The 22,925-nt window shown below is 44.2% G+C and carries 19 protein-coding genes and 1 tRNA gene; 11 read left to right on the forward strand and 9 right to left on the reverse strand.

The annotated features are described in order from the left end of the window. The first annotated feature begins 153 nt into the window (after window positions 1-153). From BUC07_RS07840 to BUC07_RS07870, 7 genes are all read left to right on the forward strand, one after another. Window positions 154-1,254: a LacI family DNA-binding transcriptional regulator gene (locus BUC07_RS07840; protein ID WP_073168128.1), complete on the forward strand. Its 1,101-nt coding sequence runs from the start codon at window positions 154-156 to the stop codon at window positions 1,252-1,254. An 11-nt stretch (window positions 1,255-1,265) separates the two neighbouring features. Next, a complete protein-coding gene (locus tag BUC07_RS07845) occupies window positions 1,266-2,618 on the forward strand; it encodes a Gfo/Idh/MocA family oxidoreductase (RefSeq protein WP_073168130.1) in 1,353 nt (450 codons plus the stop codon). A 9-nt stretch (window positions 2,619-2,627) separates the two neighbouring features. Further along, the gene (locus BUC07_RS07850; RefSeq protein WP_073168132.1) at window positions 2,628-3,665 is read left to right on the forward strand and encodes a Gfo/Idh/MocA family protein; all 1,038 of its coding nucleotides are present in this window, start codon (window positions 2,628-2,630) and stop codon (window positions 3,663-3,665) included. Window positions 3,666-3,725: 60 nt separating this feature from the next. Next, the gene (locus tag BUC07_RS07855) at window positions 3,726-4,964 is read left to right on the forward strand and encodes an N-acetylglucosamine-6-phosphate deacetylase (protein ID WP_083578159.1); all 1,239 of its coding nucleotides are present in this window, start codon (window positions 3,726-3,728) and stop codon (window positions 4,962-4,964) included. Between the two features lie 89 nt (window positions 4,965-5,053). Continuing rightward, entirely contained in the window at window positions 5,054-5,434 is a 381-nt protein-coding gene (locus BUC07_RS07860) for a four helix bundle protein (RefSeq protein WP_073168134.1), read from the forward strand. 154 nt (window positions 5,435-5,588) lie between these two features. Beyond that, on the forward strand, window positions 5,589-6,827 hold the full coding sequence (locus BUC07_RS07865; protein ID WP_073168180.1) for an Nramp family divalent metal transporter: 1,239 nt from the start codon (window positions 5,589-5,591) through the stop codon (window positions 6,825-6,827). A gap of 86 nt (window positions 6,828-6,913) precedes the next feature. After that, on the forward strand, window positions 6,914-7,675 hold the full coding sequence (locus tag BUC07_RS07870) for a glucosamine-6-phosphate deaminase (protein ID WP_139279508.1): 762 nt from the start codon (window positions 6,914-6,916) through the stop codon (window positions 7,673-7,675). Window positions 7,676-7,767: 92 nt separating this feature from the next. On the opposite strand, the gene BUC07_RS07875 is transcribed toward BUC07_RS07870, so the two are convergent. Together BUC07_RS07875 and BUC07_RS07880 are read right to left on the reverse strand one after the other, a co-directional pair. After that, a complete protein-coding gene (locus BUC07_RS07875; protein WP_073168138.1) occupies window positions 7,768-8,436 on the reverse strand; it encodes an HAD family hydrolase in 669 nt (222 codons plus the stop codon). 39 nt (window positions 8,437-8,475) lie between these two features. After that, entirely contained in the window at window positions 8,476-10,710 is a 2,235-nt protein-coding gene (locus tag BUC07_RS07880) for a S9 family peptidase (RefSeq protein ID WP_073168140.1), read from the reverse strand. 240 nt (window positions 10,711-10,950) lie between these two features. Here BUC07_RS07880 and thrS point away from each other — a divergent pair, with 240 nt between their 5' ends. The 4 genes from thrS (at window position 10,951) to rplT (ending at window position 14,158) form a co-directional block, all read left to right on the forward strand. Further along, window positions 10,951-12,900 (forward strand): threonine--tRNA ligase, encoded by a 1,950-nt coding sequence (gene thrS, locus BUC07_RS07885; RefSeq protein ID WP_073168142.1) that lies wholly within the window; start codon window positions 10,951-10,953, stop codon window positions 12,898-12,900. Window positions 12,901-12,988: 88 nt separating this feature from the next. Continuing rightward, window positions 12,989-13,483, forward strand: coding sequence for a translation initiation factor IF-3 (infC, locus tag BUC07_RS07890; protein WP_262509492.1), 495 nt, complete (start codon window positions 12,989-12,991; stop codon window positions 13,481-13,483). A 45-nt stretch (window positions 13,484-13,528) separates the two neighbouring features. Beyond that, on the forward strand, window positions 13,529-13,717 hold the full coding sequence (gene rpmI, locus BUC07_RS07895) for a 50S ribosomal protein L35 (RefSeq protein ID WP_449451352.1): 189 nt from the start codon (window positions 13,529-13,531) through the stop codon (window positions 13,715-13,717). A 96-nt stretch (window positions 13,718-13,813) separates the two neighbouring features. Continuing rightward, on the forward strand, window positions 13,814-14,158 hold the full coding sequence (gene rplT, locus BUC07_RS07900) for a 50S ribosomal protein L20 (protein WP_073168148.1): 345 nt from the start codon (window positions 13,814-13,816) through the stop codon (window positions 14,156-14,158). Between the two features lie 209 nt (window positions 14,159-14,367). On the opposite strand, the gene BUC07_RS21615 is transcribed toward rplT, so the two are convergent. The 7 genes from BUC07_RS21615 to BUC07_RS07940 all read right to left on the reverse strand — a co-directional run bounded on the left by BUC07_RS21615 (window position 14,368) and on the right by BUC07_RS07940 (window position 22,822). Further along, window positions 14,368-14,619 (reverse strand): GIY-YIG nuclease family protein, encoded by a 252-nt coding sequence (locus BUC07_RS21615; RefSeq protein WP_073168150.1) that lies wholly within the window; start codon window positions 14,617-14,619, stop codon window positions 14,368-14,370. 450 nt (window positions 14,620-15,069) lie between these two features. After that, window positions 15,070-15,143: transfer RNA gene (locus BUC07_RS07915), tRNA-Asp, on the reverse strand. Between the two features lie 158 nt (window positions 15,144-15,301). Next, window positions 15,302-16,222 carry a metallophosphoesterase gene (locus BUC07_RS07920; RefSeq protein WP_073168154.1) on the reverse strand — a complete coding sequence of 307 codons (921 nt, stop codon included), beginning with the start codon at window positions 16,220-16,222 and terminating at the stop codon, window positions 15,302-15,304. Between the two features lie 79 nt (window positions 16,223-16,301). Further along, window positions 16,302-17,963, reverse strand: a complete 1,662-nt coding sequence (locus BUC07_RS07925; protein WP_073168156.1) for a sodium:solute symporter — start codon at window positions 17,961-17,963, stop codon at window positions 16,302-16,304. Window positions 17,964-18,002: 39 nt separating this feature from the next. Continuing rightward, window positions 18,003-18,683, reverse strand: a complete 681-nt coding sequence (locus BUC07_RS07930) for an NUDIX hydrolase (protein WP_073168158.1) — start codon at window positions 18,681-18,683, stop codon at window positions 18,003-18,005. Window positions 18,684-18,872: 189 nt separating this feature from the next. Continuing rightward, entirely contained in the window at window positions 18,873-22,184 is a 3,312-nt protein-coding gene (locus tag BUC07_RS07935) for a S41 family peptidase (RefSeq protein ID WP_073168184.1), read from the reverse strand. A 212-nt stretch (window positions 22,185-22,396) separates the two neighbouring features. Then, a complete protein-coding gene (locus BUC07_RS07940; protein ID WP_073168160.1) occupies window positions 22,397-22,822 on the reverse strand; it encodes a manganese efflux pump MntP in 426 nt (141 codons plus the stop codon). Window positions 22,823-22,925: the final 103 nt, after the last annotated feature.

Here is a 22,925-nt window from a genome sequence, read left to right on the forward strand (position 1 = left end):
TTTCTTTTTTTTGCTAAACTATAAATCATTTATTTTCAGTGAAAAATAAAACGTTGTAAAACGCTCAGTAATTTTATTGTGTGTACGCACACATTTTTGTTTTGATATTGATTTTCATTTCATTAGATTTGATGATATTTAATTGAAAAGGCAGTGGAGCGAACTAAAAAAGTAACCATCCAGGATGTAGCCCGATACGCCAATGTTTCGGTGGGCACCATCGACCGGGTTATTCACCACCGCGGCAAAGTATCCCCGGAAAAAAGAAAAAAGGTTGAGGAAGCTATCGAAAAACTGAACTTCAATCCGAACATGCTAGCTCGTGCACTTGCACTTGGCAACCAGTTTACAGTTTGTGCGCTGATTCCCTCTGCTCCATACCCGGGGCATTACTGGACGATGCCACTAAATGGACTGGAAATGGCGACGGCGCAGTTCAAAGATTACGGCATCATCACCTCATATTATTATTACGATTTATTCGATGAGAAAAGTTTTATTAAACAGGCAGCTAAAATTGCAGAACTTGGGCCAAGCGGAGTTGTGCTTGCCCCTCTTTTTCTTCGGGAAAGTAAACATTTTACAGCGAAACTGCGGGAAAAAAGCATTCCGTATATTTTTATCGATGCCGATATTCCCCATGGACAAAGCCTTTCCTACATTGGTCCCGACGTGAAACAAAGCGCCTACATCGCTGGCCGGCTGCTCAACTCCATGCTGCCTGAAAAAGCTGAAATCTTAATGGTGAACATGGTCAAAGGATTTGAGAATGCATCGGCACTCCGGCGAATGGAGGAAGGGTTTAGAGGTTATTTCAATAAAAACGGGCTGGAAGAAAGTAAAACCATTCATGCTTTAACCATCCAGTCAACGAGAAAGGAGGAGGTTTTTCGCGAAATCACCAAATATTACATCAAAAATCCGGAAATAAAAGGTGTTTTTGTCACCAATTCCAAAGCTTTTCTTATTTCAGAATTCCACCGTAAACATGATTTGGATATCCGGCTGGTGGGGTATGATTTGGTAGAAGCGAATATTGCACATCTGCGCAACGGGGGAATTGACTTTGTCATCTCACAGAGTCCGGTACAGCAAGGGAAACGCGCCATTCAAACATTGTTCGATTTTTTTGTATGGAAAAAAGAACCGGAGAAAATTCAATATGTACCGCTGGACATCATCATTCGTGAAAACCTTGACTTTTACATCAACTTTAACCGGCACAATCAAAATGGAATAAAAAACAATCAATAAAAGAAAATATTATGACTAAAAATTTCAATTCGAGAAGGGATTTTATTAAGAAATCGGCAGGAGTTTCTGCCGGACTGATGGTTGGTGGCGTTCTCCCGGGCTTCAGTGCATCGAGCTATGCACGCATTATGGGCGCCAACGACGTGTTGCGTGCTTCTGTAATGGGGGTAAATTCACGCGGAAATGCGCTGGCGCAAAACTTTGCCTTCCAGGAAAATTGCGAGGTAATTCATGTGTGCGATGTGGATTCGCGTGCCATTGAAAAATGTACTGCCAATATTCAAAAAGTACAAAACAAAAAGCCACAGGGATTTGAAGATTTCAGAAAGTCGCTGGAAAGCAAAGATGTGGATATTTTAGTTGTTGCGGCGCCCGACCACTGGCATGCTCCGGCAGCGCTGCTGGCCATGCAGGCAGGCAAAAACGTTTACCTGGAAAAACCGTGCAGCCACAATCCGCGCGAAGGTGAAATACTGGTGGAAGCAGCCAGGCGGTATAATAAATCCGTGCAAATGGGCAACCAGCGCCGTTCTTACCCAAATGTGGTGGAAGGAATTCAGGAGCTGAAAAACGGAATTATCGGCAGGCCATACTTTGGAAAAGGCTGGTACACTAATAATCGCGGCCCCATTGGCGTGGGGCAAAAAGCGGCTGTGCCCGGCTGGCTCAATTGGGACCTGTGGCAGGGGCCGGCGCCGCGCACGGACTACAAAGATAATATTGTACATTACAACTGGCACTGGTTCTGGCACTGGGGCACCGGCGAGGCGTTGAACAACGGTACCCACATGGTGGATTTGATGCGCTGGGGCTTCGGTGTAGATTTTCCGGTGAAAGTAAGTTCAAACGGCGGTCGATACCACTATTCCGACGACTGGCAAACACCGGACACACAGGTGATTAATCTCGATTTTCAGGAGAATATTTCCATGACCTGGGAAGGCCGCAGTTGCAACGGGAAACCCATTGAGGGGAGTTCGGTTGGCGTTATTTTTTATGGCGAAAAAGGAAGCATGTTTATCCCCGGTGGTAACGAGTACACCGTTTTCGATCTGAAAAACAATGTGGTAAAAGAAGTAAAAGACACCCAAAAAGTGGATGCGCGCGATGCCGCCAATCCGTCGAGCCATCTCGATTCGCTGCATATTCGCAACTTTTTCAACAACATCCTTTCAGGAGAAAACCTTGTAGCCGATATCGACTCAGGACATAAAAGTACCGCGCTGGTACAGCTCGGCAATATTGCACAACGCGTGGGCCATTCGCTGGAAATCAATCCTGAAAACGGGCACATTAAAGGCGATAAGAAAGCGCAAAAACTCTGGTCACGCGAGTATGAAAAAGGATGGGAAATGAAACTTTAATATGTTTTTATGATGTCAACAAGAAGAAATTTTATCAGAAACAGTGCATTAGCAGGTCTGGGGATATCAATCTCTGTGCCTTTGATTGCAAAAAATACCGGATCGGTTGAGGCGCAAGGTAAACGCGTGGGAATTATCGGGTTGGATACGTCACACAGTATTGCTTTTACAAAAACTTTGAATGGCGAGGAAGCAAGTAGTGAATATCTTGGTTACAAAGTAGTTGCCGCTTATCCAAAAGGGAGTCTCGATATTCCCTCAAGTGTAGAACGCATTGAGGGTTATACCCGGCAAATTAAAGAAATGGGAGTTGAGATTGTGGGATCCATTGAGGAACTGCTCTCAAAAGTTGATGTTGTGCTCCTGGAGACCAACGACGGGAGGCGCCACCTGGAGCAGGCTTTACCTATATTAAAAGCAGGAAAAAGGATGTTTATCGACAAACCAATGGCTGCTTCCCTCACTGATGCTATGATTATTTTTAACGCAGCCGAACATTATGGCGTTCCTGTATTCTCCTCTTCATCGCTACGGTACATCGGTGGCATGGATGAGATTAAAGCCGGCTCGGTTGGAAAAATCCTGGGAGCCGATGCTTTTAGCCCTGCAACTCTGGAAGAGACACATCCCGACTTGTTCTGGTATGGAATTCATGGTGTTGAAACACTGTTCACTGCAATGGGAACAGGTTGCCAAACTGTTTCCAGAGCATTCACTGAGGGAGCTGATTTTGTTACCGGCATCTGGAAAGATGGACGAATTGGCACCTTCCGGGGTATCCGAGAAGGGAAAAGAGGCTATGGAGGTACGATCTATGGTGAAAAAGAAAATGTCAACCTGGGAACCTATGCCGGATATAATCCTTTGTTAAAAGAAGTAGTTAAGTATTTTGATTCGGGTATTATTCCAGTCACTCCTGAAGAAACACTGGAGATCCTTGCTTTCATGGAAGCTGCCGATCTCAGCAAAGAAAAAGGCGGGAAACCGGTATCTATGGAACAAATCATGGAGAAAAGCCGGAAAGAGAGTAGGGAATTTAAACTTTAACAGGATATGCAAATAAAAAATTAACGCTGAATGTTGAAATGAATTGAAAAATGGCACAAAATGAACAAAATAATTCGAACAAAAATCTACATTGTAATTGCATTTCTAATTTTTTTTGGAACAGTTGAAATGAATGCACAACAGGTAATCGAAGGAATTCATTACTTCACCGGACAGCCGGTGCAGGTAAAAATCAACAACGGAATGATTGAGGACGTCACAACCCTGGATAAACCGGTTAGTGATAATCCGGTGTACATTGCACCGGGCTTTTTCGACAACCAGGTGAATGGATTTGCCGGTGTGTCGTTTGCTTTTGGCGAAAGCGACCTCACACCCGAGGGGATTGAAAAAGCAACTAGCGAGTTGTGGAAAAAAGGAGTTACGACCTATTTGCCAACGCTTACCACCAATAGCATCGATGTATTAACCCGTAATTTTGAACTGCTTTCCAAAGCGGTGGATGACAAAAAACTGCGGGGTTCAATTCCCGGGTTTCACCTCGAAGGACCATATATTAACCCGGAAGACGGATTTCGCGGGGCGCATCCCAAACAGTTTGTAAAATTGCCAGACTGGAACGAATTTCTGAAACTTTACGAAGCCTCGGGCAAAAACATTCTCCAATTGACGCTGGCACCCGAAATGGAAGGAGCCCTGGATTTAATCACAAAATGCAGTCAGGAAGGCATTGTTATAGCACTGGGGCACCACAACGCAGATATGAAAACGGTAACTGCCGCCATCGACCGCGGTGCAAAAATTGCCACACATTTGGGCAACGGCGCTGCTAATATGATCAACCGTCACCGCAATCCGTTCTGGCCGCAATTATCCGACGACCGGCTGAACATCAGCATCATTTGCGACAGTTTTCATCTGCTGCCGGAAGAAATACAGGTGTTTTACAAAGTGAAAGGAGTGGAGAAAACCATCATCACCTCCGACGTTACCCATTACGCAGCGCTGGAACCGGGCGAGTACAAAACCTCCACAGGTGAAACCATCGAGTTGACCAACGACGGAATGTTGCGTTACCCCGCCCAGAATGTGCTGTACGGTTCGGCATCGCCCATAACCAAAGGTGTAGGTTATATTATGAAAGTAACCGGCTGCACCCTGGCCGATGCGGTGCAAATGGCCAGTACCAATCCGGCCCGCCTTTATAACCTGAACGACCGCGGAACACTGGAACCCGGCAAACGCGCCGACATTGTGTTGTTTACCCTGGAAGATTTTCAGGTGAACATACAGGAGACTTGGGTGAAGGGGGAGAAGGTGTATAAAAATTACAAATAACAATAACCAAAATTCAAATAAATTACAAATAGCAAAAGACAAAAGACAAACAAATACCAAAACTCAATTGCCAGAAAAAACAAATGGCTATGAATCAGGAAGATATAGTTGAAGAAGGAAAACCGGTTTATGATTTGGAGGAAAGAACTTTTCAATTTGCGAAAAGAATAAGAAAATGGATTGAAAAATTGACTCATTCAGTTGCAAATCTTGAAGATTCTAAACAATTGGTGAGAGCTTCAGGTTCCGTTGGTGCAAATTATATTGAAGCGAATGAGTCACTTAGCAAAAAGGATTTTATTTTTCGTTTACGAATTTGTAGAAAAGAAGCAAAAGAATCGGCTTATTGGACCAGATTAATTATGGAAAGCAATGAAGTAATCACAGACGAAAAGGAAGGAAAAGCTTTATATCAGGAATCTGTTGAATTGAAAAAAATCTTTTCATCCATCATCAGCAAATCTGAATAATTAATCCCATTTTATGACGAAGTTTGGAGTTTAATCAATTGATTAATTGAGATTTATTTGAGATTTGCTATTTGAAAAATTGGAATTTATTTGTCCGAAGGACTCCTATAGAGGAAATTGTCTTTTGAATTTTGGAGCTTATAAAAAATTTAACATGAGCAAATTATACAAAAAAATACTAATCTCCCTCGCAGCAGTCGGACCCGGACTGTTTCTCATCGGTTACAACATCGGCACCGGAAGCGTAACCACCATGGCCAAAACAGGTGCCGAACACGGCATGGAACTGTTTTGGGCCTTGGTATTGTCGTGTGTTTTTACCTTTGTATTAATGGTGGCCTACGGTAAGGTGACCCTGGTTTCAGGGAAAACCGCACTGACCAACATCAAACACGAATTTAAATTCGGTTGGGTACTGGCCCTTTATATTTTAATCGCGCTGATAATAGGCGAGTTGCTGGCACTGATGGGCGTAATGGGCATTGTGGCTGATTTGGTACAGGAAGCCATCCGCCTGCTTTTCAACGAACGGATTGTTGGTCGCGGCTGGATTATCCTGGTGCTGGCCACCGGTTTGTACCTGCTGCTTTGGTTCGGTCAGTACAAAACCTTCGAAAAAGTACTCACCATTTTCGTAATTTTTATGGGGCTTTCCTTCATTGTAGTATTTTTTATGGTTAGTCCCGATTGGTCAGTTATTGCCAAAGGTTTGGTTCCCGGAATACCCGACACCCCGGGGGCCATGGGACTGGCAGCAGCCATTGCCGGTACAACCTGTTCGGCAGCTGTGTTTGTCATGCGTAGTACGGTGGTGGCTGAAAAGGGCTGGGGCATTAAAAATTTGAAAGCAGAAAAAAAGGATGCCTTTGTGTCTGCCGCCATGATGTTGTTTCTGAGCGGGGTGATTATGGCTGTTGCGGCTGGTACACTCCATGTGATGGGACTGAAACTGGACAACACTGTAGAAATGATTCAACTGTTTGAACCCATTGGTGGAAATGCTGCAGCTTTTATCCTGATTTTAGGAATTGTAGGAGCTGGCTTGTCCACCATCTTCCCTATTGTGCTGATTGCTCCCTGGCTAATTGCCGATTACACAGGAAAACCACGGAATATTCATTCAACCCAGTCACGAATACTCATTTTTGTGGCCATGCTTTTTGCATTTGGCTCCGTTTTTCTGGAGCAACGTCCGCCGGCGCTAATGGTCTTTTCGCAGGCATTTCAGGCCGTGATTCTACCCGCCGTGGCCATTCCAATATTATTGCTGATCAACCGGTCCAAACTCATGGGAACCAATAAAGCTAATATCCGCGAGAACATAGGAATCTGGGCTGTGGTAATCTTTTCGTTTATAACCACGTATTTTGCTATAACAGAATTGTTGACATAGAGAGAATGAATTTAAGATAACGGGACACAAGACTTCCTAATCTTGATACTAGCCGTCTCGATACTTGATACTAAATACTTAAAAAAATGAATGAAACTGAATTTCAAAAAGACAACCTCACCGTAAAAGTCTTTCCTGGTACAGATGAAATGGGAAAAGCCGCGGCCATTTCCGTAGCTGAAAAATTAAATGCAGCTATTACCGAAAAAGGGTTTACCAACCTGATTCTGGCCACCGGAGCATCGCAGTTCCAGTTTCTGGAACAGTTGCAGCAGCAGGCCATCGCCTGGAAAAAAATCACGGTTTTTCATCTCGATGAATACAAAGGAATGCCGGTTACCCATCCGGCCAGCTTTCGTAAATACCTGAAAGAAAGGATTCTGGACAGGGTTCAGCCCAAGCAGGTGCATTACCTCAACGGAGATGCACCCGACGCAGAAGCCGAAGTTTTGCGCTACGAAAACCTGTTGAACGAGCATCCAATAGATGTTGCCTGTATCGGTATCGGCGAAAACGGGCACATTGCGTTTAACGACCCGCCTGTGGCCGATTTTAACGATCCGAAACTGGTGAAAGTGGTGGAACTTGATGAAGCCTGTCGCAAACAACAACTGGGTGAGGGCTGGTTCCCCACTTTGGATGACGTGCCGACTCATGCACTTTCACTCACCATTCCTGCAATCATGCGCTGCAAACACATCAGTTGTGTTGTGCCAGATGAACGCAAAGCCGAAGCAGTTTATAATACACTGAATGCCGAAATTTCAACCGCTTGTCCGGCAACAATTTTACGGACCCACCCGGATTGCGTTTTGAATTTGGATCAAGGGGCTGCTCTTAAGCTATGAAGTAATACATCATTGTATATTTTTTCAGAAACCTCTGGTAATGAATAATTTTATAATTTGGATTTTTGTTTTGCTTAATGCATTGAGTAAAATCATATCAGTTCTCCAAAATCCGTCACAATTAAATCTGCCTGGCTTTGGTCCTGCAATTCCGAGCCGGGACCGGCAAAAGCAATACAAAACATTCCAGCTGATTTGGCCGCTTTTATGCCGTTGGTGGAATCTTCGATAACGAGGCATTTTTTGGGTTGAACGGCCAACTTTTTGGCAGCCAGCATAAAAATATCCGGTTCCGGCTTGCTGGCCCCTGCCAACTGGCTGTTAACCACCACATCGAAATATTTTCTCATTCCGGTTTTCTTCAGAATGATATCAATCACATCGGGAGTGGATGAAGAGGCAAGTGCAAGCGGAAATCCTTTTTCTTTTAGCTTCTTGATAAGTTGTTCAACCCCGGGCATCGGTTCCATCTCCACCAGTGAACTGAAATAAGGTGTAACCAGACTGTTGGTCATCTCTACCAGTTCATCCACCGGTTGTTTCAAGGAGTGGCGCTCTTTTATGATTTTCCACATCTGGTCGGTGGCAGTACCCTGGTAGGTTTGATGTTCCTCTTCCGAAATTTCCAGTCCCAGCTGCCGGAAATTCGTTTGTTCCACTTCCACGTAAAACGGCTCGGAATTCACAAGCACCCCGTCCATGTCGAAAATAACGGCACTGAAACTGTTAAAACTAAAATTGGAATTCCGGCTGGTTTTCATCGAATCGGAATTTTTATTCAGAAAATTTAAGCACTATTTTTACTGAAGTTGATCTTTTAAAAAGCTGGTCATTTTGGTGTACAGGTGCATGGTTGTGTTACCGCCGCTAATTCCGTGGGCACGATTGGTATAAATGGCCATGTCGAACTGAATTCCTTTCTGCACCAGCTTTTCGGTAAATTCATAGGTATTTTGGGCGTGCACGTTGTCGTCTGCCGAGCCATGGACGATAAGCAATCTACCCTCAATATCACCCGCGTGGGTGAGCGGCGAATTATCGTCGTAACCATCCGGATTTTCTTCCGGGGTTGTCATAAACCGTTCGGTGTAAATGGTGTCGTAAAACCTCCAGTTGGTAACCGGTGCCACTGCAATTCCCGCTTTAAACAGTTCGCCACCTTTTTCCATCGAGAGCAGGGTCATAAAACCGCCGTAACTCCAGCCAAAAATGGCAATATTGCCGGAATCGACGTAAGGGAGTGAGCCGAGATGTCTGGCCGTTTCCACCATATCGTCCGATTCGTATTTGCCCAGCTGCAAATAAGTTGCTTTCCTGAAATCTTCACCCCGCGCACCTGTTCCGCGCGGATCAACCGATACCACCAGGAATCCTTCCTGCGCCAGGTAGTGGTTCCAGCCCACGCCGCCCCATGAGTCGCGCACGCTTTGCGAGTTGGGCCCGCTGTACTGGGTAATAAAAACCGGATACTCCTGTGTTTCGTTGAAATTGGGCGGCTTAATCATGTAACCGTTTAATTCAATTCCTTCGGAGGTAGTAAACGTGAAAAATTCTTTTTGCGGAACGGTGTAGTTTTTCAACCTGTTTTTCAGCAAAGTGTTGTCTTGTAAAACGCGAATCTGATCCCCTCTGTTATCTTTTTGAAAAACCCGTCCCAGGCCGCTTTGCTTATTTTGATGAAGTGTGATGAGGCTGGGGGTACTGTTGCTGCTGTAATAATTTATATAGAAACTGAAATTTTTACTGAAATCAGCCCGGTTGGTTCCCGCAAGTGTGGAGAGTTTTCCTTTTGTTTCGCCGTTTTTGCTGGTGTAGTAAACTTCCCGCCGAAGTGGCGATTCGGCAGCTGCCTGGTAGTAAAACAATTTTTCATCTTCGTCGAAACCATAAAAACCGGTTACATCAAATTCACCTTTGGTAAGTTGCCCCTGCTCGAAACCGAGCCGGTCGTACAGGTACAAATGCGACCAGCCGTCGCGTTCGCTGATTATTACAAAGCGCCCGTCGTCGAGGTAGGTGTAGGCATCGAGAAAATCTTCCGAAATGTACCGGTCGTTTTTTTCGGTAAGAATCGGTTTTGAATCACCGGTGTAAGGATTGGCGTATAACACATCCAGCTGGTTTTGGCGCCGGTTCAGCCGCATTACAACAAGGTCTTCTGCATCGGGTGTCCACTTCAGCCGCGGGATATAAAAATCGGGTAAATCACCCAAATCCACTTCTTGCGTTACCCGCGAATACAGTTCGTAGGTGTGGACAGTAACATCGGAGTTTTTCTCCCCGGCTTTCGGGTATTTGAATGTTTCGTGCGACGGGTAAACGCTGTTACTGTCAATCCTCGGTTTTTCGCCGGCATACATGGTCATGCTAAATTCCGGCACTTCAGTTTCATCAAACCGGATAAACGCCAGGAACTTGCTGTCGGGCGACCACCAAAAAGCTTTGTTAAAACCGAACTCCTCTTCGTAAACCCAGTCGGGCGCACCGTTGATTATCTCGTTCTTTTTGCCGTCGTAAGTTATCTGGCTTTCGCTGCCAAATTTCAGGTTTTTAATGAACAGGTTATTTTCGCGCACAAAAGCAACGCGTTGGCCGTCGGGCGAAAAGGTGGCCAGTTGCTGTGCCCCTTTTTCCGAGAGCGGGGCCAGTTCTTGGGTAACCGAATTCCACACGTAATACTTAGCGGTAAAAGAGTGCCGGTAAATGCGGTTGATGTCGGTAGTTAACAATATTTTGGATTCATCGTTGCTGAATTCGTAACCGGCGAACGACGAAATTGGTGCATCTTCAATTTTGGTGATGTCGAACAGCGTTTCCACATCTTCACCGGTTTCGTAACTGTATTTCACTATCCGGGTTCCGTTTTCATGCGTGGTGTAATGCACGCCGTCGTTCATCGAGCGCAGGCCCCTGACCGACTGCGCACTGAACGTCCCTTTCTGAAAAATATCTTCGAGGGTGATTTTTTCGCCGGTTTGGGCGTTTAAGCCTAAACTCAGAATTACTGCAAATAATAATAGTGCAAATTTTCTCATTTTATCTCTTCTTAATCTTGATGTATATAAATCCATAATTTTCGAAAAGCTCAAAAATAATCAGAATTTAGTTTGTTAGGAAATTACATTAAAAAGAACGAATATCTGATTGATATATTTTTTTTTGAACACTCATGTTGACTAATGGTTATTATTCTCAAACAACTGGCTTGCACAGATTGATCTTTTGAATGAATCATTATCTTTGCAAATCGTTAAAAAACAGAATTTAAAAAACAAATGATACAAATAACACTTCCTGATAACAGTGTGAGAGAATTTGCAGAACCGGTAACCGGTTTGGAAATAGCACGTTCCATTTCCAACCGGCTGGCAAAAGATGTTTTATCGGTTTCAGTGGATGGCGAGATTTGGGATCTCACCCGTAAAATTGATCACGATGCAAAAATTAAGCTTCATACGTGGGATGACAGGGAGGGAAAAGAAGCATTCTGGCACTCGTCGGCTCACCTGATGGCCGAGGCCATTGAGCAGTTGTTCCCGGGAACCAAATTTGGAATTGGCCCCACTGTGGATGCCGGATTTTATTACGATATTTCATTGCCCGGTGAAAAACAGCTTGCTGAAAAAGATTTGGAAAAAATCGAGCAGAAAATGATTGAGCTGGCCCGGCAGAAAAATGATATCGTGCGCGAGGAAATTTCGAAAAAAGAGGCCATGCAACTGTTCAATTCCAAAGGCGATGAATTCAAGCAGGAATTAATCAGTGAGCTGGAAGACGGCACGATTACACTTTACAAACACGGCACTTTTACTGACCTGTGTCGTGGGCCGCACATTCCGAACACCGGCTATATCAAAGCAATTAAGCTGACATCAATTGCCGGTGCCTACTGGCGGGGAGATGAAAAGAACCCCATGCTGACCCGTGTTTACGGAATCACCTTTCCGAAACAAAAAATGCTCACTGAATACCTCGAAATGCTGGAAGAAGCCAAAAAACGCGATCACCGCAAGATTGGCAAAGAGATGGAGCTTTTTGCTTTTTCGGAGGCAGTGGGGCAGGGCCTGCCACTCTGGTTGCCCAAAGGCGCTCAGTTACGGATGCTCCTCGAAGATTTTCTGAAAAAAGTGCAAAAAAAATACGGTTACGACCAGGTGATAACACCGCACATTGGCGATGTAAATCTTTACAAAACATCGGGGCATTACGACAAATACGGCAAAGATTCTTTCCAGCCCATTACCACTCCGGCAGAAGGAGAAGAGTATCTTTTGAAACCGATGAACTGCCCGCACCACTGCGAAATTTATAAAGTCAAGCCACATTCATACAAAGATTTGCCGGTTCGCATGGCCGAGTTTGGCACGGTTTACCGGTATGAACAGAGTGGCGAATTGCACGGACTTACCCGCGTGCGTGGTTTTACACAAGACGATGCGCATATTTTCTGCCGTCCCGATCAGCTGAAAGATGAGTTTAAAAAAGTAATCGATATCATTTTTATCATTTTCAAAGCACTGAGTTTCGAAGATTACACGGCGCAAATTTCACTTCGAGACCCGAAAACGCCGGAAAAGTACATTGGCAACCCTGAAAACTGGGACAAAGCAGAACAGGCAATTATTGAAGCCTGTGAAGAAAAAGGATTGAAAACAGTTACCGAAACCGGAGAAGCAGCTTTTTACGGCCCCAAGCTCGATTTCATGATAAAAGATGCACTGGGACGAAGCTGGCAGCTGGGCACAATTCAGGTAGATTACAACCTGCCCGAGCGGTTCAATCTTGAATATATCGGTTCGGACGATAACCGCCACAAACCGGTTATGATTCACCGGGCACCGTTTGGCTCCATGGAACGTTTTGTGGCTGTGTTGATTGAACATACCGCCGGAAAATTCCCGCTGTGGCTGGCTGCTGAGCAGGCTGTGGTTTTACCAATAAGCGAAAAGTACAATGATTATGCGCAAAAAGTTTCAGATTTTCTAAATATTTCCGATATTCGCACCGTCGTTGATGATCGTAACGAAAAGATTGGTAGAAAGATACGTGACAACGAATTGAAGAGAATACCCTATTTACTGATAGTAGGAGAAAAAGAGGCAGAATCGGAAACCGTTTCGGTTCGGCGCCAGGGAGAAGGAGACAAAGGGGTAATGGAGTTAAGCGAATTTGCTGAGCTTCTGACGAATGAAGTTAGAAATCAATTATCTGGATTGTATAACTAACTAAATAAAGGAGGACTTTAAAATAGCTATTAAAAGAAAAGGAGGACGGTCACCGTACAGACGAAGGGACCGTGGGCCACAACACAGGATTAACAGGAACATTACATCGCCACAAGTGAGAGTGGTGGGAGATAATATTGAAAACCAGGGGGTTTATCCCATTCGGGATGCTTTGAAGCTGGCCGATGAGATGGAGTTGGACCTGGTGGAAATTTCGCCCAAAGCCGATCCGCCGGTTTGTAAGATAACCGATTACTCCAAGTTTCTTTACCAACAGAAAAAGAAACAAAAGGAGATGAAAGCCAAAGCGCAGAAAATTACTGTGAAAGAAATTCGTTTTGGCCCGCAAACCGACGACCACGACTTTGATTTTAAGATGCGGCATGCTGAAAAATTTTTGAAAGACGGAGCAAAAGTGAAAGCTTTCGTGTTTTTTAAAGGCCGCTCCATTATTTTTAAAGAACAGGGCGAAATTTTGCTGCTGAAACTGGCCACCGAACTCGAGGAATTAGGCACAGTTGAGCAAATGCCCCGGCTGGAAGGCAAAAGAATGACAATGATAATTTCACCGAAAAAGAAATAATACAGTTCTTTGATAACATTTTAACAAAGTAGGATTATGCCAAAAATGAAAACGAATTCCGGTGCAAAGAAACGTTTCAGACTGACCGGAACAGGGAAAATTAAAAGGAAACATGCCTACAAAAGCCACATCCTGACGAAAAAAAGCAAAAAACGGAAACGGAATCTGGGCTACTGGACAACCGTTGACCAGGCAAATCAGAGAAATGTGAAGCTTTTGCTGAACATGAAATAATTTTAATTAATTAAAAAAAAAGTAATTAACCAGGTGATTGCGCAATAAAGTGTTCCGCCGGCTGGTGGACCGCCGATTACCAAAAAAGTAAAAAGTATGCCAAGAAGTGTAAATCATGCAGCATCACGTGCCCGGAGAAAAAAAATACTGAAGAGAACGAAAGGTTACTTCGGTGCGCGTAAAAATGTTTGGACAGTCGCGAAGAATACCTACGAAAAAGGTTTGCAGTACGCGTATCGCGACAGAAAAGCCAAGAAAAGAACATTCCGTGCATTGTGGATTCAGCGAATCAACGCGGCCGCCCGTTTGGAAGGGTTGTCGTACTCACAGTTTATGGGATTGTTAAAGAAAAACGATATTGAAATTAACAGGAAAGTACTGGCCGACTTGGCCATGAACCAGCCTGAAGCGTTCAAAGCAATCGTTGAAAAAGTAAAATAACAACGCTGTATTTTCAGAAGGTGAAATTATACTATCAGCCCGGTTTGTCACCCGACAGACCGGGTTTTTTGTGATCTGATTTGTTGTTTTCATGGGGCACATTGAAAAGCCAGCGGACTCCCAGATTATTAAAAATTTTTAAAAAAAGCAGCCCTTTTGAGCTGCTTTTTTGCGAAGACGATCCCGAGTACTCGGGAAACTCACGACCATTAATTTATCTTTTCAATAAGTCTTTTGTAGAACTCTTTGTTCCGCTGTTTTTTAAGAAATCTTTCACTGAGCATTGCCTCTGCCCGAGTCTTGTGTTTTTCGGTGTAAACGATTTTCCATGGCATCTTTCTGGAGGTATATCTCGATTTTCCTGAATTATGATATTCCAGCCTTTGGTTTAGATCAGAAGTAAATCCAATGTAATAACTATTATCTTTTTTGCTTTGTAAGATGTAAACTATAAAATCCATAATTCAAGAATTTTATTGCAAAAATCCTGATACGTACCAACAAAAAAAGCAACCCGTTTGAGCTGTTTTTTTGCGGTGACGATCCCGAGTACTCGGGAAACTCGCGACCCCCCGGCAGCTTTTTATTATAACAAAAAAAGCAGCCCGTTTGAGCTGCTTTTCTTTGCGGTGACGATCCCGAGTGCTCGGGAAACTCGCGACCTCCGTCAGCTCATTTTTTTTTTCAACAAAAAAAGCAGCCCGTTTGAGCTGCTTTTCTTTGCGGTGACGATCCCGAGTGCTCGGGAAACTCGCGACCTCCGTCAGCTCATTTTTTTTTCAACAAAAAAAGCAGCCCGTTTGAGCTGCTTTTTTTTGCGGTGACGATCCCGAGTACTCGGGAAACTCGCGACCCCCCGGCAGCTTTTTATTATAACAAAAAAAGCAGCCCGTTTGAGCTGCTTTTCTTTGCGGTGACGACGAGACTCGAACTCGCGACCCTCGGCGTGACAGGCCGATATTCTAACCAACTGAACTACGCCACCATTTTTGTTACAATTCTTTCAAGAACTCCCTTTTTAAAGCAGTTCGCTTTTGTAAAGGTGATGCAAATATATACTTTCTTTTTTTTTCTGCAATACAAAAAAATAATATTTTTAATTAAAGTTATTAATGTCTGTAAATCAGGGAGTTTGAGGTGAAATTATTTTTTTGTTTGAATTAGATTTTGGTGAGTAAGTTGTGGTTCTCCTTCCCATCGGTAAGCAGTTAAAACTTTACTTCCTGTAACACAGGAATCTACACAGCAAACATTGGGCGTTATAATATGTGGTCCATTGAAACGGCAGTAATGACCGAAAAAAACAATTGGAGCTTCTGGTGGATAGGGGACCGTTTCGGGCAGAATCTGTTCAGGGATTGTATAGCCAGGAAGTTGAAATTTACTCTCGAATGAAAGTTCTTCAAACGTTTTTCCTTTTGGGGGCTCCCACCATCTGATGCGGAACGAACGCGGCGATACTCCTTTGTTGTTTTGAATCCTTAAATCGGCAGGCAATTTAAATTGAAGGCCTTTTGTAATCAGCCAAATGTTTTTTGTGAGTTCAGCATCGGGGATTTTATAAATCTTTCGGAATACATCTTTTTTTATTTTTTCATGCGGAATATTGTTTTTCAAATAGTCAACAGCAGCATCCGACCAGCAGGCATGAATTACACGAATCCCGTCCATCTCGAGAAATAACGGCAATGTGCGCATCCAGTTGCGATGGCTTTTCCATTCCTCTTTTTTACCCGAAAAGTCCTTCATGGTTTTCAGCACCGACATGAAATTCTTCATAGGTGGCTTCACCAGCGGCTTTCCGTTATCATCTTTTATATCGGCAATAATCGCGTTAATTTCGTGGTTTCCGAGTATTGTCAGCGCATTGCCGTTTTCCACCATAGTGCGGATAAGGCGGATTGTTTTTTTGATTTCCGGACCGCGGTTAATAAAATCACCGGTAAAAACAGCTATGCGGGAAGGGTGGGAGTAGCCACTGCCGTTTTTTTTGTATCCCAGTTCCTTTAAAAGGTTTTTTAGCGGCTGGGCATATCCGTGTACATCACCAATTATATCGTACATACTGAAATTAAATATCCTCTAAAATAAAAAATAGCCACCAGAAATGGCAGCTATTTTTTTGATTATTTCAATATAAATTTTACCAGAAATAGTAGTAAAATGCCAGGGTAATAGCAATAATGATAATTGAATTGATGATATCCCAGTTGTTGTAAGACGATCGGGTTTCTGCTGTTTGTTCAGCGGAGGCCGATCGCAATGTCAGCCCGGTAATAAGAGCCGGATCTTTTTTCTTCGTAAAGTAGCTGATAATTACCATTGAAACAATTACCAGGAAGAAGAGGTAAATTTCGTAGTGCAGCCAGTTATGTACCAGGAAGATCTGGTATATAAGCGAATCTTCGGCAATTGATCCCGAAAAGATATTCAGCCCGAGGCGGGTCATTCCCAGCGTGAAGCCGATTATTAATCCCCAGATACCGGCAGCTGGTGTTGTCCTTTTCGAAACGACACCCAACAGGAAAACCGCTGCTATTCCCGGGGCCAGCAGCGACTGAACATCCTGCAGGTACTCGTAGAGCACTTTTCCGAGGCCGCGCATAACCGGAATCCAGGCAATGCCCAGCAGCACCACAACCACGGTGGCAATGCGGCCCACAATAACATAGTGCCTCTCTTCCTTATTCGGTTTGTATTTTTGGTAGAAATCGACAGTAAACAGCATGGCCGATGAGTTGAACAGCGAAGCCAGCGAACTCATCAGCGCCGCAAGAATTCCCCCGATTACAATCCCTTTAAACCCAATGGGCAGCAGTTCTTTTACCATTGTTGAAAAGGCTGCATCGTTGTTTTCGAGCACGAACAAACCTTTTTGTTGCAATCCGTATGCAATCATTCCGGGAATCAGAAAAATGAATACCGGAGTTAGTTTTAAGTAGGCACCAAAAATAGTACCGCGGCGTGCCTGTTTCATATCGCGGCCCGAGAGTACGCGCTGCACAATAAACTGGTCGGTACACCAGTACCAAAACCCAATAATCGCAGAGCCAAGAATTACGCCGGTCCAGGGGAAGTCGGGGTCTTTGGGCGAACGAATCAAACTGGTCATTGAGTCACCATGTACAGTAACATTGGCACGGGCAATTTCCATCATTTCACCCCAACCTCCAATTTTATGGAGGCCAAGTACCAAAACCGCAATTGACCCGATGAGCAAAATGGGTGTTTGCAGCACCGAAGTGTAAAGCACTGCTTTCATGCCGCCAAATGTTGTGTAGAGCCCTGTGAGTACAACCAGACCGATGGCGCTAATCCAGAAAAAGTCAATATTGTAACCAAAGGCCGTGATGTATTCAATATCGAAAACATCTTTAAAAACAACGCCGCCGGCATAAACTGTTACGGCTACTTTGGTCAATACATAGCTTACCAGCGAAATAATGGAAAGAAAAGAACGGGCTTGTGGGTTGTAGCGCCGCTCCAGGAACTCGGGCATGGTAAATACTTTGCTTCGTGCATAAAACGGTACAAATAACCACCCGAGTAACAAAATCATCCAGCCATGCATTTCCCAGTGTGCCATTGCCATTCCGCTTTCGGCACCTGAGCCCGCGAGGCCAACAAGGTGTTCAGAACCAATATTTGAAGCAAATATGGATGCCCCAATGGCAATCCATGTAGCATCACGTCCTGCCAGGAAATAATCGGTTGTGTTTTTGTCTTTCTTTTTTAAAACCCAAACTACAATGCCTGCCAGCATTAACGCAAACAGACCAAGAACAATCCAGTCAAGTGTACTCATAGTATTTCGATTTTGAAGAGTTTAGCTAATATTTTCTGTTTAATATTTTACAATTCGTTCCAGTTCTTCCTCAATTTTATCTGCCTTAACTTTGTAATAATATGCTCCTTTTTTCGATTCAGTAGAATTTTTGTGATCCATGCGTTCCAGCACATTGAGCGAAAGCATTTTTTTCCTGAAATTGCCGGGATCAAATTCGCGCTGATAAATGGCTTCGTATAATTTCCGGAGCTGCAACAGGGTAAATTTTCGGGGCAGCAACTCACTTCCCACCAGGCTGGTGCCTGCTTTTTGCTGCAACTTTTTCAATGCCTGACGAATCATTTCGTCATGGTCGAATATCAAGTTGGGTAATTCGTTAATGGGCCACCATTTTGCACCAAATTCATCGGCTTTGCTTTTTTTGTAACGGTCGATTCGTATCAAAGCAAAATAGGCAATGCTGATTACCCGCTCGTAAATTTCGCGTTCAGGTGCAGAAAAAGTGGCCACCTGTTCCAAAAATATATCATTGAGGCCGGTTGTTTGCTGTAAAACACGGCAGGCGGCCTGGTCTGACGATTCATCTTCGCGCACAAACCCACCCATTAACGACCATGAACCTTTCACAGGTTCGAAGGCACGCGGGTAAAGTAATAACTTAATTTCTCCTGCCTCGTAGCCGAACACAACGCAGTCAACGGCTACTAAAAATTTTGTTTGTTGTTTGTAGTAATCCATTATTTTGTGAAATCAGATTGTAAATCTAAAAAAGTGTTTTTTACTATTTATTATTTTTTTAAGCATTTTTTAAAAACATGTTCCATAACAGGATTTTTCAGCAACTGATATTTTGAGTCCCGGGCAAAAATGAAAAAAGGTCAGCCTTTTAAATCTCAGGCTAACCTTTTTTCACTCTGCGGGTTAAACTTAGTTCGAATCCCTGAGTCCTTTTGCTGTCCTGTCTTCCAGTGGAGGAGCAGGTGTCATCAGGTGTTTGTTTTCTTTGGTGAGTTCAAGTACTTCTTCCACCACTTTTTCCATTTGCGGGTCGCGGCCTTGCATCAGCATGTCTGGATCGTCCCACACTTTGAAATCGGGAGCTACGCCTTCGCCTTCCCAAAACCAGTGCCCGTCATTATCGTACAAACGTGCTCCGGGAACAGTTATGGCACCGCCGTCGATTAACCGATGACCGGTAGCCGGGCCAACCAAAATACCGAGCGTTCTCTCGCCAACAATCGGGCCTGCTTCCAGCTCCTGAAAAGCCCACGGCAGGCCGTCGCCGCCTGAGCCAGCCCATCCGTTAATAAGCATTCCCACCGGTCCGGTATTGGTTTTGATCGGATTGGTGTGGTCTTTACCGTGGCGCCAGTGCAGGTTGTAGGTAACCGGGCGCTGGAGCAGTTCCAGGAAACGGTCGGCAAGCTGTCCTCCACCGTTCCATCGTTCGTCCAGGATGAATCCTTTTTTATCGAGCTGGCCGTAAAACATGCGGACAAGTTCCAGCTGACCGCGTGCCGAGGTGTTCGACATATAAATGTAGCCGAGCTGCCCGTCCGACAGTTCATCCACCATTTTGCGGTTGTTTTCAATCCATTCCAGGTAGCGCAGGTTAATTTCTTCTCCACGCGAAAGGCATTTGACGACAACATTTTTGGCATCGTCCTTTTGGCCGGTTGGACTTACTTCGAGCGAAACTGTTTTGCCGGATAGCCCTTCGAAAGCTGCATAAGGATCTTTTTCGGGATTGAGATCTACTTTGTTGACCGACAAAATGTAATCGCCTTCGTTCACCTCCACACCGGGTTTGTCGAACGGAGAGCGCACTTCAGTGTCCCATTCAGCAGGTTGTACAATTCTTTTAATGCGGTATTTTCCGTTGTTCAATTCCCAGTCGATTCCGAGAAAGCCGTTTGAGCGTGAAGGTGAACTTTCGGCATCGCCTCCCATCGCATAGGTATGGCCGGCACTTAATTCAGCCACCAGGTTGAGTTGCAGGTTGGTGACATCCCAGCGGGTGCGTACATCATCGAGCAGTTTACTGTAGCGGTCGTGCATTTCTTTCCAGTCAACTCCCTGCATGTTGGGATCGTAAAAGAAATCGCGGTGGCGGCGCCATGTGTCCATGAATATTTGTCTCCACTCTTCTTTGGGAATTAATTCCATTTCAAGGCCGTCAGTAGGAATGGGATTTTCAATTTTTTGCCCTGGCGCAGGTTGAATAATACAATATTTCCCCTGGCTTAAAATGATTAACGATTTCCCGTCGGCAGTGGCAGCAACCTGGCTCACGTTGCCCATAATTTCTTTTTCCTCGCGTTCTTTTAAATCAAAAAAGTGGAGCGACGACGAACGTTCGCCTGAGCCTGTGTTGGGCCGGCGAAGGTACACCAATTTGCCGTCGAACGGGATGAGGTTGCTTATATTTCCTGCCTTGGGTGGGAGAATTTCAACCCGCGCTTCGGCATTTTCGAAGTTGATTTCTGCTTTTTTGTCTTCTTCATTCTCTTCATTTTCCCCATCTCCATTTTCAGTATTCCCGTTTTCCTTGTTTTCCTTTCCGTTTTCTTCCTTCTCCTCTTTATCTTCTTTTATTTCAACTTCATCGTTTTTGGGCGCTAAAACAGATTTATTTTCAGGAGTCAGGCTGAGCGCTGCAATTTGAGTTGCGTTGGGATAAATCCAGGTACCATCGTCGAGGTCAGAGTATGCTGCGTCCATGTTGCGGTTGGTGAGGTAAAACAGGTATTTTCCGTCGGTGCTGAATACCGGTAAGTTATCTTCGTAAAAACCGGTAGTAAGCTGATGTTTTTTATTTTCTTCAGTATTGAAGACAAAAATGGCGCTGTTGGCATTGTTGAGCCGTTCGGTAAAAGCAATCCACTTTGAATCGTGCGACCACGAAATGGGGAAATTGAAACGTGCCCCGTGCCCAACGTTCCAGCGCGTGTTGCCGGCTTCTGTTATTTTTTTGCTTTCAGCATCGATGATTTGAATGGTGTTGGTTTCGTCGATAAATGCAATTTTTTTACTGTTGGGCGACCAGAACAATTTATAGCCAAAACCTTTCCCGCGTTTGGTCAACTGCCGGGCTTCTTCTTTTACTTCGCTGTCTTGCAGGTAAAGTTCGTATTCACCTGATTTATCGCTCCAGTAGGCAATGGTTTTTCCGTCGGGCGACCAGGCAGGGCTTTGGTCGAATGCGCCGCTTGATTGCGTCATATTCAGTGTGAAACCCTCTTCAACCGGCACGTTGAACAGTTCGCCGCGGGCTTCAAAAACAACCCGTTTCCCGCCCGGGGATGCCGTTGCATTTGAAATATTCCGGCTCACATTTTTGGTTTGCGGCATTTCAGTGGATAAATCGCTGATTACGTTCACTTCTACTTTTCGCGGTTTCAGCGTTTGCAGGTCCATCAGGTAGAGGTCGCCGCCCATTTCAAAAACGATGTCATCGGGGCCGGCTGTCATAAACGAAATATCAAAATCCTTGTAAAAAGTTACTTGTTTTATTTCGTCCGTACCGGTGTTGTATTCCCAAACATTAAGTCGCATGTTTTCGCCGCGGTCAGACAAAAAATAAATGTTGTTTCCTGCCCATGTTGGTTGGCCGTCGTTCGATTTGTTTTCGGTGATCCGCTCGGTGGTTTTCGATTCAAAATCATAAACAATGATGTCGGAAGTCAAACCACCCCGGTACCTTTTAAACGGGTAGTTTTCGGTAATTTTTGTAATGTAGGCCATTTTTTTGCCGTCGGGCGAAAAGCTGGCCAGTTCGCCGTACGGGATGGGAAGTTTTTCAGGGAATCCGCCGTTTTTATCTACCATAAAAAACTGGTTCAGTCTTGAAATCCCGTTTTCGCGGTTCGATGCAAAAAGGAGTTTTTCCCCATCGGGGTGCCAGTCCACCATCCTGTCGGGGAAGGCATTGTGGGTAATTCGTTTAGGTACACCGCCAGATACAGGAATCAGAAAAACATCAGCATTCCCGTTGTAACTGGCCGTGTAGGCAATGTGTTTGCCATCGGGCGAAAACCGTGGCCACGATTCCTCGCCCGGTGAACTGGTAACCTGATAGGCTGTTCCCCCGGTTTTGTCAACCAGCCAAACGTCGCCCCCGTAAACAAATGTAATTTGCGAACCGGAAACATCCATATAGCGCATTAGCTTGGCACTAATTTGCGCCGATGCGAGGTTTACAATAAAGAAAGCTGTGAAAATTAGTAGTAATTTTTTCATAATGAGTAACTTTTTTCTTAACAGCATGAGGTGTAATAGTTTTGGTGCAATTCCCCGATCTGCTGTGTTTACATGATTAAGTCTTAAAAATAGAAAGAAAATTACTTAAAATCATCTATTTTTAAAGGGAGAAGAAAGAATTTGTTTTCGGGCTCAAAATCTTATGTTACGGAAGAAGTTCAATGTGGAAGGCCAAATACTTTTTTGGCATGTTAAACCTGTGGAAGAAGCAGCAGGTTAAGGCAGGAGCCGATTAATATAAAACCACCAATGATTTTAATTTGTGACTGGAATTTTTTGTTCATTTTTTTACCTAAAACTAATCCCAAAAGGGCTGCAAAAAAAGAAACTACAGTTGATATTAAAAGGATTAAAAGTAGATCGTAATTAAAGAAGGCAAAGCTCATCCCGATAAGTAACGAATCGATGAGAATAGCTAAAACAATTCCCAACAGCAAATTTATTGTCAAGGATTTTAATTTTTGAAGTTTGCTGTTGAGCTTAAAACTTTCAAAAATCATTTTAATACCGATTGCTGCGAGAAGTGATAATGGAATCCAGTGATCGTAATTTTGGACGATTGCCTCGAATTTTTCGCCTGAAAACCAGCCGGCAAGCAAAACCGGAATTTGAATCAATATTAAAATAGGGTTTGCTGAAAAACTAACGATTTATTTTTAATAGGCATTGTTCAACTCCGTTATTAGCAGGTTGAAAATTCACTAATAATTCCATTGTCTG

Source organism: Tangfeifania diversioriginum (assembly GCF_900141875.1).
In the GTDB taxonomy this organism is placed as follows: Bacteria; Bacteroidota; Bacteroidia; order Bacteroidales; family Prolixibacteraceae; genus Tangfeifania; species Tangfeifania diversioriginum.

What these genes read in the sequence shown, in the direction of transcription:
- BUC07_RS07860 (WP_073168134.1), top strand. Translation starts at nt 5,054, where the DNA reads ATGAATCAGGAAGATATAGTTGAAGAAGGAAAACCGGTTTATGATTTG.
- BUC07_RS07920 (WP_073168154.1), bottom strand. Translation starts at nt 16,222, where the DNA reads ATGTACGATATAATTGGTGATGTACACGGATATGCCCAGCCGCTAAAA.
- BUC07_RS07845 (WP_073168130.1), top strand. Translation starts at nt 1,266, where the DNA reads ATGACTAAAAATTTCAATTCGAGAAGGGATTTTATTAAGAAATCGGCA.
- BUC07_RS07925 (WP_073168156.1), bottom strand. Translation starts at nt 17,963, where the DNA reads ATGAGTACACTTGACTGGATTGTTCTTGGTCTGTTTGCGTTAATGCTG.
- BUC07_RS07865 (WP_073168180.1), top strand. Translation starts at nt 5,589, where the DNA reads ATGAGCAAATTATACAAAAAAATACTAATCTCCCTCGCAGCAGTCGGA.
- BUC07_RS07880 (WP_073168140.1), bottom strand. Translation starts at nt 10,710, where the DNA reads ATGAGAAAATTTGCACTATTATTATTTGCAGTAATTCTGAGTTTAGGC.
- BUC07_RS21615 (WP_073168150.1), bottom strand. Translation starts at nt 14,619, where the DNA reads ATGGATTTTATAGTTTACATCTTACAAAGCAAAAAAGATAATAGTTAT.
- BUC07_RS07850 (WP_073168132.1), top strand. Translation starts at nt 2,628, where the DNA reads ATGATGTCAACAAGAAGAAATTTTATCAGAAACAGTGCATTAGCAGGT.
- BUC07_RS07870 (WP_139279508.1), top strand. Translation starts at nt 6,914, where the DNA reads ATGAATGAAACTGAATTTCAAAAAGACAACCTCACCGTAAAAGTCTTT.
- BUC07_RS07935 (WP_073168184.1), bottom strand. Translation starts at nt 22,184, where the DNA reads ATGAAAAAATTACTACTAATTTTCACAGCTTTCTTTATTGTAAACCTC.
- rpmI (WP_449451352.1), top strand. Translation starts at nt 13,529, where the DNA reads ATGAAAACGAATTCCGGTGCAAAGAAACGTTTCAGACTGACCGGAACA.
- rplT (WP_073168148.1), top strand. Translation starts at nt 13,814, where the DNA reads ATGCCAAGAAGTGTAAATCATGCAGCATCACGTGCCCGGAGAAAAAAA.
- BUC07_RS07930 (WP_073168158.1), bottom strand. Translation starts at nt 18,683, where the DNA reads ATGGATTACTACAAACAACAAACAAAATTTTTAGTAGCCGTTGACTGC.
- thrS (WP_073168142.1), top strand. Translation starts at nt 10,951, where the DNA reads ATGATACAAATAACACTTCCTGATAACAGTGTGAGAGAATTTGCAGAA.
- BUC07_RS07855 (WP_083578159.1), top strand. Translation starts at nt 3,726, where the DNA reads ATGAACAAAATAATTCGAACAAAAATCTACATTGTAATTGCATTTCTA.
- BUC07_RS07875 (WP_073168138.1), bottom strand. Translation starts at nt 8,436, where the DNA reads ATGAAAACCAGCCGGAATTCCAATTTTAGTTTTAACAGTTTCAGTGCC.